Raw genomic sequence first — 14256 nt, 5'->3', positions numbered from 1 at the left:
TGGATCTTGCTCGCTATTGCATACACGTGGACGGTCTACGTGGCGCGAGCCAACGCGCGACCTGATCCCGGTGGAGCACGGCGTGCGGGCGGCGAACCAGCGGGCGGACCGGAACTGCTGAAGGACAGTCTCCGGGCACAAAAAACCGGTGGGCGGTCCACCCGGCGCGTGGACCGACCACCGGTCTACTCAGAACAACGACCTCACGGAGCCGCGGTTGCGGCCGCCGCGTCCACGATCCCGTGGCCGTACTGCAGGTCGAACTTCCCGGTCTCGTTGCTACCGGGGGCGTGCGCGGTGTCCATTAGCGCCTTCTCGACCTGGTCGGCCGAACGGCCCTGCGCGGTCAGCAACGCCGCCAGCCCGGACACGTGCGGCGCGGCCATCGAAGTGCCCGCCAGCGCGTCGTAATCCGGCTGCCCGCACTTCGGCGTGCCCATGCCGCGCGGCACCGTGGCGATGATGTCGTCCGCGCAGACCTTGTTGCCCGCGCCGCCCGGAGCGGTCACGGCCTTCATGTCCAGCTTCAAGCCGAAGTTGGAGTAGTTCGCCCGCTGCTCACCGCGGTCGCTGGCCGCGACGCACATCGCGCCCTGCTCCCAAGACGGGGTGTCGCACAGCGGCGCGGTCTCGTTGCCCGCGGAAGCGACCACGACGACGCCCTTCTCGCGGGCGTAGGCCACCGCGTCCTTCGCGTCGGCGTTGAGGCCGAGCAGCGTCAGCAGCTGCGAGCCGGGCGGCGCGCCCAAGCTCAGGTTGATCACGTTGGCGCCGTTGTCGGCGGCGTAGCGGATGCCCGCACCGATGTCGGCGAACGAGCCGGAACCGTTCTCCAGCACCTTCACCGGCATGATCTTCGCGTCGGGGGCGACGCCCGCACCGCCGACACCGTTGTTCGCCGCCGCGGCCGCGATGCCGGAGACGTGCGTGCCGTGGATATCGGTCTCCTGACCGACACCGTCCGGCCCGCGCCAGTCGCCGTTGCCGCACGGCGCGGGCCCGCCGCCGCAGGCGAACGTCGCGCCCGGCACCAGCTGCGACTGCAGGTCCGGGTGTCCCATGTCGACACCGGTGTCGACCACGGCGATCGTCTGGCCCGCGCCGGTGCTGTTGTTCCAGGCATCCGCGGCGTGGATCTGGTCGAGTCCCCACTGCTGGCTTGCGAGGGGGTCGGTGGTGTCGGCGGCCGAGGCGGTCGGCGCTGCCAACGCGGTCACTCCGGCGACCGTTGCTACGAGGGCTCGCAAGCGCATGGGCTGCTCCCGAGATTGGTGAAACTTTTCAAGGCAACAACGACAGCCTGACTTCGATCGTTGCGTCCTGTCACCGTCCGATCGCAGAATGCGCTGACCAGCGCAGTCCTACTAGGACAAATGGAGCAGCGTGAACACGATAAAACGGACCCGGTGTCCGCTGTGGACGCCGGGTCCGCTCCCTCCCTTGCCCCATCCGGTTGCCTCGCAAGGAGATCGCGCGCCATCGGAGTGGGACTGATCGGAACTCTAGCCCGCGCCACCTTCGGATTGAACGGTTTGCGCAGGCCACGATCGGGTGTATTCCGCGCGCGGCCGCTCAGTGCGGGAGTCCGGTCGCGCGGGAGTCGGTCAAGTTCGGGAGTCGGTCAAGTTCGGGAGTCCGGGCTCAGCACCGGATTCAAGCCGTTCCACGAGAGCCCGCCCACGTGGAGCCCGCGATCGCCGGGCGGTGCGGGCAGATCACCGTGGAACGCGATTCGGTCGCCGTCGTCGAAAACGTCCTGGCCGCCGGGATTGCGGACCGAGCCGCCCAAGGCTTCCTTGCTCAGCAACGTGCCGGGAGCCTTGGTGAACGGGCCGGTCGGGCTCGGCGCGGTGGCGTAGTTGGTGAAGTAATCCCCGCTGTCGAAGGTGTTTCCGGAGTAGAACAGCACGTAACCCTCCGGGCGGCGCACCAGCGTCGGAGCCTCCACGACACCGTTCTCCTCCGGGCGGTCCGCGCTCAGCAACGACACGTCCGCGCCCGCGGGGGTGAGTCCGTCCGCGGCGACCGGTCGCAAGTGGATGGTCGACGGGCCGCTGCGCGCCCGCGCGCCACGGGAATCCTTGTAGAGCAGATACCGCTTTCCGTCGTCGTCGACGAAACTCGCCGGGTCGATCACGTCGCCCTGGCCCGGTGCGCAGATCAGCGGTTCCGGACTCGTCGGCTCGAACGGGCCGAGCGGGGAATCCGCGACCGCGGCACCGATGCATTGCCTGCCGGAAGGCGCGTGATTCGCGGTGTAGTAGAGCAGGTAGGTGCCGTCGTCGCGGGCGCTGACATCGGGCGCCCAGATGTTCAGGCTGCCCGACTCGGAAGGGCCGATCCACGGCGGGAGTTTCGGGAGCACGTCGGGGCGTTGCTGCCACGGACCGGCCGGATCCGACGCGGTCGCCAATTGCACGTGATATCCGCCGGTGTTGGTGGCGTAGGCGTAGTAGGTGTCGTCCTCGGTGAAGACGTCGGGATCGGGGAAATTGCGGTTGATGACCTGCTGTGCCAACTCGGGCCCCCTGGTCGGTTCGCGCGCTTGCGCGTTCGGCGACAAGATCAGCAGGAGAATGGCGGCGAGCAGGCTGACGCTGGAGCGCTTTCGCGGCACGGTCCCTCCTTCGGTGTCCGTGCCAGTTCAGTCGCGCCCCACCGACCTCGCCCGTCACGTTCACCTCACGAGTGACACCCGTCCGAGCGAGCGGACATGAGTGAACGGACCGCTCGACCGACCAGATCGGTCGAACGGTCCGTTCACTCGGAAAGATCGGGGGAGTGGATCACCTGATTGTGCGCAGAATGCGGGCGGAGATCACGGGGAGTGCGTCATTTCTCGGCTGCGGTGGCGTATTCGACCGCGTCCGCTTCGGGCGCGGATTCGCGCGTGGCGCGGGTGTGCGGCAGCGCGGAGTTCGACACCCCGGAGGCCAGCTCGTGCACGCTGCGGTCCTGCGGATTCCGCCGCACCACCACCGCGTACACCACGAGCCCGATGTGGATGAACACGACGGGCACCGCCAACACCAGGCAACGCACCAGCGTGCGGCCATCGAACGTGTCGAAGACCTGCTGCTGCACGTACGCCGGGTTCTGCTGGATCTGCGCGACGATCCCTCGCCACACGTCCGCTTCGGACACGAGGTTGACCAGCAGGACCAGCGCCCCTCCGCCGTACATCGCCATGGGCGGCACGACCGGAAGCGCCATCAGCAAGGCGCGCAACAGCAACTTCCCGGCCGTGGGCCGCTTTCCGTCCGCAGTGGTCAGTCGCAGCAGCAGGAGCCACTTGCCCGGTGTGGTCCCGGTCAGCCTCGGCAGTCCCACGAACCACGCCAGGAAGACCACCGCTGCCGCGCCCGACATCAGGCGAAAGTCGACGGACATCCAGTACGCGGGGAACGCCGCGACCACCGCGCACGCCAAGCAGCCCGTCCAGTCCAGCAGCAGTGCCACCACGCGCCGCCCGAAGGGGACGGGATGCCGCGCCAGCACCCGATCGTCGAAGTGCCGCGGGTGCGAAAGCCGCCGCACGATCGGACCGGCCAGCAGCCAGCCGATCACCGCACCGGAGGTGTTCACGATCAAATCGTCCACATCGGCCAGCCGGTACGGGCAGGGATAGATCCCGAACAACCCGGTGTACTGGGAGATCTCGAACAGCAGCGAAGTGCCCAGACCCGCCAGCGTCGTGGGTAGCAGGCCCCAGCGCAGCAGGTAGCGCAGGAACATGCCGAGCGGGACGATCAGCGCGATGTTGAAGACGGTCTTGTAGACCGCGGGATTGGTGAGGATCAGCGCGCTCAGCGTGAACTGGTGGTCCGCTTCCTTCCACACGTCGCCGAACGTGGAACCCGGGATCAGCTGCGGCTCGCGCATCTTCGCGTACTTGGTGCACACGTCCACCGACCCGCTCGGCAGCGGCATGATGACGAGGCAGCACGTCGCGATCCCGTAATACGCGAACGTGTAGAAGGACAATGCCGACCAGCGCATCACGCCGTGGCGGCGGTACAGCACGACCGCGACCGGGACGAGCATCACGAACGCCAGCGCCGGGAAGATCAATGCGGATGCGCGGATCGGCAGCAGATAGGTCTCGAGCACGGGCCGTCAGTATTCCGCACCGCCGCGGACGGTTCCGGGAACGATCCGGTGGGATTCCGCGAACCTTCGGGATAACCCTTGTCGGCTTTTTCGGGTTCGCGGACCGGTCCCTGCGCTAGGAGGCCTCGGCCGCTGCCTTTCTGCGGGAGAACAGCAGGTTCAGCACGAGAGCGGCGAGGCAGCCGGTGCTGATCCCGGAATCCAGGACCGTGCGAAGGGCGGCCGGGGCGTGCTCGTAGAACTCCGGCTGCACGACCGGGATCAGTCCGATGCCCAGCGATGCGGCCACGATCAGCTGCTGGAACGGATCGCCGAGGTCGGCGCGGCCCAGCGTGCGGATCCCGCTGGCCGCCACCGAACCGAACAGCACCAGCGCGGCGCCGCCCAGAACCGGTTGCGGCACGAGGGAAACCATCGCGCCCGCGATCGGGAACAACCCGAGCAGCACCAGAATCCCGCCCGCTGCTGCGACGACGAAGCGGCTGCGCACCCTGGTGAGCGCGACCAGCCCGATGTTCTGCGCGAACGCGCTGCAGGTGAAACCGCCGAACAGCGCGCTGACCGCGCTTCCCGCGCCATCGGCCCGCAACCCGGCCGCGATGGTGCTCTCATCGGCGGGGCGGTCCACGATCTCGCCGAGCGCGATCATGTCCGCGGTGCTCTCCATCATCGCCACCAGCATCACCACGCACATCGACAGCGTGGCGCTGACGCTGAACGACGGCGTGCCCAGCTCGAACGGCATCGGCAGGTGGAACACCGGTGCCTGCTCGAACGTCGAGGTGTCCACCAGCCCGAACGGCCACGCCAGCAAGGTGCCGATCAGCAGGCCGATCAGCAGCGCGATGCGGTTCCAGAAGCCCTTCAGGAACCGGTTGAGCAGCAGCACCAGCACCAGCGTCACCGCGCCCAGCACGATCCGCGCGGGTGAGCCGTAGTCCGGTGCGGACTGGTTCTGCCCGGCGATCCACTTGATGCCCACCGGCATCAGCGACAGCCCGATCAGCGTGATCACGGTGCCGTTCACGACCGGCGGGAAGAACCGCACCAGGCGCGAGAAGAACGGCGCGGCCAGGAACGCCAGCACCCCGGCGATCAGCACCGCGCCGTAGACGACCGACAGCGGGTTGCCGCTCACCGGTTGCGCCACGATCGCCAGAATCGGTGCCACTGAGCCGAAAGTGACGCCGTTGACGAACGGCAGCCGCGCCCCGATCCGCCAGATCCCCAGCGACTGCAGCAGAGTCGCCAGCCCGGCGGTGAACAGGCTCGCGCCGATCAGCAACGTCCGCTGCACCGCGGACAGCCCCAAGGACTCACCGATGATCAGCGGCGGCGCCACCACGCCCGCGTACATCGCGGCGACGTGCTGCAACCCGAACGCGGCCATCTTGGGCGGCGGGGGGATCTTGTCCACCGGATGCACGGCGGCTGCTTCTTCGAGGGCCATCGCGGACTCCTAGGCCGGGAGGGATTTCGGCTCGAGTGCTACCCGGGAGGAGCCCTCGCCGGGTTTTCCGTCGGATCAACGCTGATCGCCCGTTCCAGGGCGCGCGGAATCGCGAGTGGTGAAAAGTTGAGAAAACTGCCGGCGGAATTCGCCGGTTGCCTCAGAACTCCGGGAGGCTGTACCAGGCGGCCTTGGCGGGTTCGACGTCGTCGCGGGTCACGGTGCCCTCGATCAGGCCGTACGGGCGGTCCGCGGCGAAGAAGACCTCGTTCTCGTTGGAGAGCCCGAACGGGGTCATGTCGACCAGGAAGTTGTGCTTGTTCGGCAGCGACAACCGGACTTCGGCGACCTCCGGGTGCTTTTCCAGCACCGAGCGGCCCATTTCGTACAGCGTCTGCTGCAAGGCGTAGCTGTGCGTCGTGGCGAACGCCTCGAGCATGGTGGCGCGGATTTCGCCGAAGCTCTTGTCCCAATCCACGTCGGTGCCGAGGTAGCGCCAGCGCGCGGTCACCGCGGTGGACAAGATCCGGTCGGTGGTCTCCTGCAGCGTGGTGTACTCGTCCTTCGGGTAGCCCCAGAACTCCGAGCCGGTCGACTTCAGCACCACCAGGTTCTTCAGGCCCGCGACGACGTGCGACACCGAGCCGTCCAAGGTGACCGCGACCGTCCTGGCCTCGTCGCCGTCGCGGTGGAAGGCGTGGTCGTGGCCCTCGCCGCCGACCGGAATGCGCGCCCACGGGTGTTCCTCGACCAGCACGCGCGCGCCGTGCACGGGTTCTTGCGTGTCGATGAAGTGCCTGCCCAGCCGCAGGGCGAAGTCCTCGATCGCGCCGATCGGGGCCTGCTTGGCGAAGGCGTAGGCGGTGTTCTTCTGCGTGTCGGTCGGCAGCACGTTGGTGTTGTCGCCGGTGTAGTGCGCCTCGTCGAACTTCCCGCGCAGCGCGGTGCTCACGGTCAGATCGCGGAGGCCGTGCCTGCTGGTGGCGCGATCCACCGCCACCAAGCGGACTTCGGCCTTCCCGTACTGATTCGGTCCCATGACGATGCCCATTGAGGATCAGCTCCCTCGGTAGGTGGAGAACGCGAACGGGCTCAGCAGCAGCGGAACGTGGTAGTGCTGGGCGGGATCGGTGATCCGGAACGGGATCCGGACCCGCGGGTAGAAGGTTTCGGTGCCCTGGCGGGCGAAGTAGTCGCCGGTCTCGAAGATCACCTCGTAGTCGCCCGCTGCCAGCGAATCCGGGCCGAACTCCGGGATCCGGCCGTCGCCGTCGGTGACGCCTTCGGCCAACGTCGACTCCGCGCCGGCCAGGCGGACGGTGACGCCGGTCGCCGGGCGGCCCAGCGCGGCGTCCAGCACGTGCGTCGTCACAGCGCTCATTCGAGGACCTTCTCCAATCGCAGCAGCGCGATCTTGCGCAGTTCGTCGGCCACCACGCCCAGCTCGGTGCGCGGGTCGTTGTGCAGCCGGGAGCGCAGCACCTCCAGCAATTCGGCACCGCTGCGGCCGCTGGCGCAAACCAGGTAGACGTGGCCGAAGCGGTCCTCGTACTCCGCGTTCGCCGTCCGCAGCGCGCTCGCCAGCTCCGCGTCCCGGAAGTCCACACCGGACTGCTCCGATTTCGAGTGCGCGGCTTCCGCGCCCTGCCCCGAAGGGCGTTCACCGATCCGCGGGTGCGCGGACAGCGCGGCGTGCACTTCGTCGTCGGTGAGGTCGCGGGCGGCTTGGTCGGCCCGGTCGCGGAGCTCCCGCGACGAGTCGTACGGCCGGGCGTCGGCGACCACTGCGGCCCAGCGCGGCACGTCCAGGCACGCCCGCAGCTCGGCGAGCAGCGCGGGCCGATCCGCGGTGTTGAACCGGTCGGGTGCGGACATCGGGCTCCCCTCCATTTCGTTGGGAAAGGAAGCTACGACCACCGCCGAACGGTGTCAACACTTTGTTGAAGTTGCTGGTGGGGAGGGTTATTCGCGGTTGAGATAGTTGTAGACGGTGAATCGGCTGACGCCCAGCGCCTTGGCCACCGACTCCACCGACTTGCGCAACGTGAACGCGCCGCGCTCCTCCAGCAGCCGGACCGCCCGCTGCTTCTCGGCCCGTTCCAGCTCGGGCAGGCGCGCGCCCAGCTCCGCCTCCACCTCGGCGATCAGCCGGTCCAGCGCGCTCGTCAGCTCCGCGCCCGGCAGGCGCACCGCCAGCGCGGGCTCGCCTTCCCAGTACAGCAGCACGTCGCCGGCTTCCCGCTGCTCGACCGGAACTGCGGTGGCGTCGAGCCGCGTCAGCAGCGGCTCGATCGCGGAAGCCAACTCATGCACGCGAACAGCCTAATAAGGAGTGCGCCGCGGACGGAGCGCGCAGCGGGTGGGGCAGCGCCCGGCGCGGATCAGGGGCGTCGATCAGGGCTCGTCGGTGGTGATCTGCAGCGTGATCCGGTTCGCCCCGGCCGCCAACGCGGTGTCGAAGACGCCGGACAGCGCGCCGAGCACGGTCTCGCGCGGGCCGGTGACCGAGGTGCCGAGCGGGCCGAAGTCCGGCTCCAGCCCGGCCGCCCGCAGCCGGTCCCGCGCGGCCACCGCGTGCTGCGGCGGTTCCCCCTCGCCGCGGAACGGCTCGGTGGTGAACTCGGCCGTCACTGGTGATTGGGCCGTGACCTGCGATTCGGTCGGGTGCATGGGGCCTCCGTCGAGTGCGGGGCGGGCCGGATTCCGCCCAGCCTACGACGCCGGACGAGGGCGACCGGGCCGGTCCGGAGCTGCCGGTGAGCAGATCCACGAGCGAGCCGGCCTGCTCCGCAAGGTGAGAAGTGATCAAGCGGGCTTCCGCTGATCGGGCGAGTCGGGTGGAATGTGCGGGTAACCAGTCGTCAGTGAGGAGAGCACCGTGCCCGGTCCCGTCCTGATCGCGCCGGACAAGTTCAAGGGGTCGTTGACCGCCCCGGGTGTCGCGGACGCGCTGGCCGCAGGGATGCCCGGGATCGAGGTGCGGCGGACGCCGGTCGCCGACGGCGGCGACGGAACCGTGCAGGCCGCGCTCGCCGCCGGTTACAAATCGGTGCCGGTGCGGGTGACCGGGCCGGTCGGCACCCCGATCGGCACCGAGATCGCGGTGCAGGGGGACACCGCCGTGATCGAACTCGCCGGGGCCTCCGGTCTGGCGCTGCTGCCGCAGCGCGAGCTCGCGCCGATGACCGCCTCCAGCTTCGGCACCGGTGAGCTGGTCCGCGCGGCGCTGGACGCGGGCGCTCGCAAGATCGTGATCGGGGTCGGCGGCAGCGCCTGCACCGACGGCGGCGCGGGCATGATCGCCGCGCTCGGCGCCCGGCTGCTGGCCGACGCGGGCAAACCGCTGCCGCCCGGCGGCGGGGGACTGGTGGAACTGGCCTCGGTCGACCTCGGCGGGCTGGACCCGCGGGTGGCCGAAGCCGAGATCACCCTGGCGTCCGATGTGGACAATCCGCTGCTCGGGGAGCACGGTGCCGCGCACGTGTACGGGCCGCAGAAGGGTGCCGATCCCACCCAGGTCCGGCTGCTGGATTCCGCGCTGAAGAGCTGGTCGCGAGCGGTGACCCGCGCGGGCGGGGAAGACGTGGCCCAGCAGGAAGGCGCCGGTGCGGCAGGCGGCGTCGGCTACGCGGCGATGGCGGTGCTCGGTGCGCGGCAGCGTTCCGGCGCGGACCTGGTGCTCGAGCTCGTCGGATTCGACTCGGCGCTGCCGGGATCCGCGCTGGTCATCACGGGTGAGGGCGCGCTGGACGAGCAGACGCTGCACGGCAAGGCGCCGTCGGTGGTGGCAGGCCGGGCCGCCGCGGCAGGCGTGCCGGTGGTCGCGGTCGCGGGCCGGTGCGTGCTGACGCCGGAGCGGCTGCGTGAAGCCGGGTTCGCCGACGTGCACGCGCTCACCGACATCGAACCGGACCCGCAGCGCTGCATCCGCGACGCCGCATCGCTGCTGCCCGAACTGGCCCGCCGCATCGCCGCGAACTGGCTCGGCTGAGAATCCCGGTCGCGCTGGCCGCTGCGAAGAGATCGCGGACCGCGGCGAACGCCGGAGCGAGCACCCTAGGCTGGGGGCGATGGGGAGGAGTGCGCGGTGACCGAGGCGGCGAAGGTTCCGTTGCGGGACCAGGTCCGGCGGGCGTTGCAGGACCGGATCAGCGAAGGCGCGCTGCGGCCCGGCGACCGCCTCTACGAGCAGGAGATCGCCGCCGAGTTCGGCATTTCCCGGGTTCCGGTGCGCGAGGCCATTCGCATGTTGCAGAGCGAAGGGCTCGTCGAGGTGCAGCCGAACCGGCGCGGGGTGTTCGTGCGCAGCCTGGACCGCAGGCAGGTCGAGGAGCTGTTCGACGTGCGCGAGGCGCTGGAGGGGTTGGCGGCGCGGCTGGCCGCGAACCGCGCTTCGCAGGCCGAGGTGCAGCGGCTCGGCGAGCTGGCCGGGCGGTCGCGGCAGGCGTGGCAGGACTCCGACACCGATGCGATGTCGGCGGCGAACACCGAGTTCCACGACCGGCTGGTCGCGCTGTCCGGGAACGAACTGCTGGCCTCCATGTTGGAGCCGCTGCACGGCAGGCTCGCGTGGCTGTTCCGGCTGAACCTGGAGCCGCAGCGGGTGTGCGGGGAGCACGCCGAGCTGCACGCGGCGATCGCCGCCGGGGACGCCGATCGCGCCGCGGAGCTGGCGCTCGGCCATGTGCGCGCCAGCCGCGCCATGGTCCTGGAGCGAATGCTGTTCTGAACCGGCCGCCCGCGAGCCGGATGTAGGACCTCTTCGCCCCATCTGTCCGGTCGACGGACCCCTCGTGCTCTGCGCGGGACGGGTGTCGCGTCGGTGTGTCGGCGGTGCGCGGGGTTCGGGAGTGAAGGGGTCGTTCGTTCCATTCGGCCGAAGGGGACCTTCGCTCCGGACGGGCGGCGGTTGACCCGGAGGGAACGGCGCTCTAGCTTCGTATACCAAAACGTATACGTCGCGGCGCGGGCCGGCCGGAAGGGCCGCGCAAGCCGTCGCGGGCTTGACCAAGAGCAACACCTTGTTGCGACCATCCCGACGGTGAGGAGGCCGGTGTGACCGAGCAGTTCGACGTGGTCTTCCGGGCGCGGCGGATGATCGGCCCGCGTGGGGAAGCACCGGGCAGCCTCGCCGTTCGCGACGGCCGGATCGCCGCCGTCGAAGCCTTCGACGCGGCACTGCCCGCCGAGCGCACCGTGGAACTCGCTGAGGACGAAGCGCTGCTGCCCGGCCTCGTCGACACCCACGTGCACGTCAACGACCCCGGCCGCACCGAGTGGGAAGGCTTCGCCACCGCCACCCGGGCCGCCGCGGAAGGCGGCATCACCACGCTCGTCGACATGCCGCTGAACAGCCTCCCGCCCACCGTCGACACCGAATCCCTCGACGTGAAGCGGAAAACCGCCCGCGATCAGGTGCACATCGACGTCGGTTTCTGGGGCGGCGCGATCCCCGGCAACCGCGAGCGGCTGCACGGTCTGCACGAGGCCGGGGTGTTCGGCTTCAAGTGCTTCCTGCTGCATTCCGGGGTGGACGAGTTCCCGCCGCTGAACTCCGAAGAACTCGTCGAAGCGCTGACCGAGCTGGCCACCGACGACGCGCTGATGATCGTGCACGCGGAGAACTCCGAGGCCATCGACCACGCCCCGAGCGCGCACGGCGAGCACTACGGCGACTTCCTGGCCTCCCGGCCGCGCAGCGCGGAGAACGCCGCCATCGCGCAGGTCCTGGATCTCGCGCGGCGCATCGGCGGCCGGGTGCACATCCTGCACCTGTCCTCTTCGGACGCACTGCCGATGATCGCTTCGGCGAAGGCGGACGGAGTCCGGGTGACCGTCGAGACCTGCCCGCACTACCTGTGCTTCACCTCCGAGGAGATCCCGGACGGCGCGACCCAGTTCAAGTGCTGCCCGCCGATCCGCGAAGCGCAGAACCGGGAAGCGCTCTGGCGCGGGCTCGCCGACGGAACGATCGACTGCATCGTCAGCGACCACTCGCCGTGCACCCCGGAGCTGAAACGGCTCGACATCGGGGACTTCGGCGTCGCGTGGGGCGGGGTTTCCAGCCTCCAGCTCGGGCTCTCCGCGATCTGGACGCAGGCGCGGTTGCGCGGGCACGGGCTCAGCGACGTCGTGCGGTGGATGGCCGGTCGCACCTCGGAGATCGCCGGATTGAACCGGAAGGGCTCGCTGGCGGTCGGCGCGGACGCGGACCTGTGCGTGTTCGCGCCGGACGACGCCTTCGTGGTCGACGCCGCCGCGTTGCAGCACCGCAACCCGGTCTCCGCTTATCACGACCGCGCGCTCGCCGGACGGGTGCGCCAAACCTGGTTGCGCGGCAACCGGATCGACGTCACCGGACCGCCGCGGGGAACGCTGCTGAGCCGTGGAGAGGCGTGACCGGTGCGGCGGCGCTGTTCGGCACGGAACAGGCTGAGCAGCTGCTGGCTGCACGCCCGCTGGCCGGTGCGTTTTCCGCGGAGATCGAAGGTTTGCTGGACTGGCTTCGCGCGACGCGCGTCCGCTAGCGCAGCCGACCCACGACAGGGTGGCTCAATCGAGCGCTATCCAGTTGGCCGGTATTTCAGGGTAGGTACTGCACCGAACGGTTGAAAAAGATCTTGAGCCTCGTGACAGAAGCGGCGAAGGGGGTCAGTCTCGCTCGAACGGGCGCTGCCGAGGACGGCGTCGGTTTGGTGATCAAAGCGTTGGGGGCCGGCAATGGCGACGCAGCTCCAGATCCGCTGGATACGTATCCGGACCGAGCAGGGCTGGCAGGCCCCCTACGATCTCGATTCCCGCGTCGTGGCCATCGTCGGTGTGGCCGACACCGGCAAGTCATCGTTGCTGGAATGCATCTGCTTCGCTCTTGGTGGGGACATCAGGGAGTTCCGGGGCGCGGTGGACCGGCACCTGCTCGAGGTCGAGATCGGCATCCGGTTGCCCACCGGTTCCTACCAGCTCCGGCGTTCCCGCAAGGACATATCGCGGGTGTGCTTATCGGACGAGTCCGGCACGCCGGTACGGCCCCTCCCGGTCCGACCGAAGGGCTCGACGCCCACCATCTCGGAGTGGCTGTTGGAACAGTTGGGACTGCTCGAGAAGTTCAGCTCGGTGCGGGTGGAGCGCGTGGGTCCGCTGGACTTCCCCACTGATCTGCTCCCGTACCTGCACCTCAACCAGAGCGACATCGACCGGCACATCATCAGGTCCCAACGGCACGACCGTCCGCGGTTGGTCACGCTGAAATTGCTGCTCAACCTCACGACCTCCGAACACGAGCGGTTGACCGGCGAGATCGAGGAGATCGGCAAGGAGATCAGCAAACTGTTCGAACGGGCCGAAACGGTCCGCGAATTCCTGGCCGAATCGGCGAGCACCGACCGAGCGGCCGTTGAAGAAGAACTGGCCGCAGTGCGTGCTGCGCGGTGCCGCGCGCTCGACGAACTCGCAGCGGCGAAGGAGACGGCGCGAACCGCAACCGGTGATTCGGAACAGCTGCGCGCGCGTCGCCTGGCGGCGCAGCGGGAGGTCGCTGCGTCGGACCGCGAACTCGATGAGATCCACCGGGAGCACGCCGCGTGCGTGGCGGAGTTGGAGCGGGTCGAGGACGCGTTGGCCCACCTGGATGGACTTGCAGCGACTGATCCGCAGGACCGTGCGACGTTGCCGCTGATCGAGTCCAACTGTCCTGCGTGCCGTACGGATCTCACAGATCGAGTGCCCGACCCCGGTCGGTGCTACCTGTGCACCAGCCTGTTGCCGGGCGAGGAATATCCGGCGCAGCGGCGGCCCCTGATCAGGTCGCAGGAGCGCCTGCTGGCCAGGCGTGCCGAGTTGGAGAACTCCGCGGCGGAGGCCGAAACAGCGGCTGGGCGTGTGCGCGAGAACCTCCGTCAAGTGGACGAGACGCTCGAGTGGGAAGCCGCGAGCGGACTCGCGCCTTTCGTTGACCGGCTCGCCGCGCTATCGGCCGAGGCGGCGCGGTTGCAGGCGGCAGAGGAGGCGCTGAAGCGGACGTTGGCTGCGCACGACAGGCTTGCTGACCGCTACCGGAAGATCGAGGAGCAGCAGACGCTGCTGGGCAAGCGCAAACAACAGCGTGCCTTGGCCGGCGCCGATGTCGAGGATCCCGAACAGGTGCGCTCCGTGCTCACAGGGATCTTCCAGCACATCGTCCACTCCATCGGTCTGCCCAACGCGACCGGCCATGCGTGGATCGACAAGGACAAGTGGGGTCCCGTGGTCGACGGGCAGAAGTTCACCCAGCGCGGAAGCGGCGCGCGTGCCGCCGTCAGCATCGCGTATAGCTTGGCACTGCTGACCTACTCCTTGGAGAACGAGAACGTCGCCGCGCCAACGCTTCTCATGGTCGATTCCCCGCAGAAGAATTACGGGGCGAACACGCACGACAAGAAGCTCGCGTACCGGGTTTACGGGCGTTTCCTCGATCTCATGGACGATCGGCGCAGTTGGGGAAACGACCGTTTTGCCCGCCCCTACCAGGTGATCATCGTAGACAACGACATCGACCAAGGGGTTGCGGACCGGATCCTGGTGCACAGGTTCGACCGGGAACAAGGGTTCATCCGAGACCTGGCCGAGCCGCACGGGCCCGTAGTGGTGCCTGTACAAGGGGTGCTCGGCGAAGAGCAGGATGCTGCACTGGAGTAGTCGTGGGCCGTACTGGCCTTGTC

Annotated in this window: 14 protein-coding genes; 5 read left to right on the top strand and 9 right to left on the bottom strand. The window is 69.1% G+C overall.

Features of this window, described 5'->3' with window-relative positions:
• Positions 1-203 precede the first annotated feature (203 nt).
• From V1457_RS04935 to V1457_RS04895, 9 genes are all read right to left on the bottom strand, one after another.
• On the bottom strand, positions 204-1253 hold the full coding sequence (locus tag V1457_RS04935) for a S8 family serine peptidase (RefSeq protein WP_338600794.1): 1050 nt from the start codon (positions 1251-1253) through the stop codon (positions 204-206).
• A 368-nt stretch (positions 1254-1621) separates the two neighbouring features.
• On the bottom strand, positions 1622-2617 hold the full coding sequence (locus tag V1457_RS04930; protein ID WP_338600791.1) for a glycoside hydrolase family 43 protein: 996 nt from the start codon (positions 2615-2617) through the stop codon (positions 1622-1624).
• A 215-nt stretch (positions 2618-2832) separates the two neighbouring features.
• Positions 2833-4110, bottom strand: a complete 1278-nt coding sequence (locus V1457_RS04925; RefSeq protein ID WP_338600788.1) for a VanZ family protein — start codon at positions 4108-4110, stop codon at positions 2833-2835.
• Positions 4111-4225: 115 nt separating this feature from the next.
• On the bottom strand, positions 4226-5560 hold the full coding sequence (locus V1457_RS04920) for a nucleobase:cation symporter-2 family protein (protein WP_338600785.1): 1335 nt from the start codon (positions 5558-5560) through the stop codon (positions 4226-4228).
• Between the two features lie 160 nt (positions 5561-5720).
• On the bottom strand, positions 5721-6611 hold the full coding sequence (gene pucL, locus V1457_RS04915; RefSeq protein WP_338600782.1) for a factor-independent urate hydroxylase: 891 nt from the start codon (positions 6609-6611) through the stop codon (positions 5721-5723).
• A gap of 6 nt (positions 6612-6617) precedes the next feature.
• Positions 6618-6941, bottom strand: coding sequence for a hydroxyisourate hydrolase (gene uraH / locus V1457_RS04910; protein WP_200068467.1), 324 nt, complete (start codon positions 6939-6941; stop codon positions 6618-6620).
• Positions 6938-7435: a 2-oxo-4-hydroxy-4-carboxy-5-ureidoimidazoline decarboxylase gene (uraD, locus tag V1457_RS04905; RefSeq protein ID WP_200068468.1), complete on the bottom strand. Its 498-nt coding sequence runs from the start codon at positions 7433-7435 to the stop codon at positions 6938-6940. The genes uraH and uraD overlap by 4 nt, the downstream gene beginning before the upstream one ends.
• An 87-nt stretch (positions 7436-7522) precedes the next feature.
• Entirely contained in the window at positions 7523-7873 is a 351-nt protein-coding gene (locus V1457_RS04900) for a helix-turn-helix domain-containing protein (RefSeq protein ID WP_200068469.1), read from the bottom strand.
• A gap of 81 nt (positions 7874-7954) precedes the next feature.
• The gene (locus V1457_RS04895) at positions 7955-8230 is read right to left on the bottom strand and encodes a hypothetical protein (RefSeq protein ID WP_200068470.1); all 276 of its coding nucleotides are present in this window, start codon (positions 8228-8230) and stop codon (positions 7955-7957) included.
• A gap of 208 nt (positions 8231-8438) precedes the next feature.
• Between V1457_RS04895 and V1457_RS04890 the strand changes: the two genes are divergently transcribed.
• The 5 genes from V1457_RS04890 (at position 8439) to V1457_RS04870 (ending at position 14233) form a co-directional block, all read left to right on the top strand.
• Positions 8439-9551, top strand: coding sequence for a glycerate kinase (locus V1457_RS04890; RefSeq protein ID WP_200068471.1), 1113 nt, complete (start codon positions 8439-8441; stop codon positions 9549-9551).
• Between the two features lie 96 nt (positions 9552-9647).
• On the top strand, positions 9648-10289 hold the full coding sequence (locus tag V1457_RS04885) for a GntR family transcriptional regulator (RefSeq protein WP_200068472.1): 642 nt from the start codon (positions 9648-9650) through the stop codon (positions 10287-10289).
• Positions 10290-10615: 326 nt separating this feature from the next.
• Positions 10616-11959, top strand: a complete 1344-nt coding sequence (allB, locus tag V1457_RS04880) for an allantoinase AllB (protein WP_338600775.1) — start codon at positions 10616-10618, stop codon at positions 11957-11959.
• Entirely contained in the window at positions 11956-12087 is a 132-nt protein-coding gene (locus V1457_RS04875; protein ID WP_338600772.1) for a hypothetical protein, read from the top strand. Before allB ends, V1457_RS04875 begins: the two co-directional genes overlap by 4 nt.
• Positions 12088-12280: 193 nt before the next feature.
• A complete protein-coding gene (locus tag V1457_RS04870) occupies positions 12281-14233 on the top strand; it encodes an AAA family ATPase (RefSeq protein WP_338600769.1) in 1953 nt (650 codons plus the stop codon).
• The last annotated feature ends 23 nt before the right edge of the window (positions 14234-14256 follow it).

Source organism: Saccharopolyspora sp. SCSIO 74807 (genome assembly GCF_037023755.1).
Taxonomy (GTDB): Bacteria; Actinomycetota; Actinomycetes; order Mycobacteriales; family Pseudonocardiaceae; genus Saccharopolyspora_C; species Saccharopolyspora_C galaxeae.
Note: the sequence above shows the minus strand (reverse complement) of the source record. Positions and strands in the feature narration are given on the sequence as shown.

What these genes read in the sequence shown, in the direction of transcription:
- V1457_RS04935 (WP_338600794.1), bottom strand. Translation starts at nt 1,253, where the DNA reads ATGCGCTTGCGAGCCCTCGTAGCAACGGTCGCCGGAGTGACCGCGTTG.
- V1457_RS04920 (WP_338600785.1), bottom strand. Translation starts at nt 5,560, where the DNA reads ATGGCCCTCGAAGAAGCAGCCGCCGTGCATCCGGTGGACAAGATCCCC.
- pucL (WP_338600782.1), bottom strand. Translation starts at nt 6,611, where the DNA reads ATGGGCATCGTCATGGGACCGAATCAGTACGGGAAGGCCGAAGTCCGC.
- uraH (WP_200068467.1), bottom strand. Translation starts at nt 6,941, where the DNA reads ATGAGCGCTGTGACGACGCACGTGCTGGACGCCGCGCTGGGCCGCCCG.
- uraD (WP_200068468.1), bottom strand. Translation starts at nt 7,435, where the DNA reads ATGTCCGCACCCGACCGGTTCAACACCGCGGATCGGCCCGCGCTGCTC.
- V1457_RS04895 (WP_200068470.1), bottom strand. Translation starts at nt 8,230, where the DNA reads ATGCACCCGACCGAATCGCAGGTCACGGCCCAATCACCAGTGACGGCC.
- V1457_RS04870 (WP_338600769.1), top strand. Translation starts at nt 12,281, where the DNA reads ATGGCGACGCAGCTCCAGATCCGCTGGATACGTATCCGGACCGAGCAG.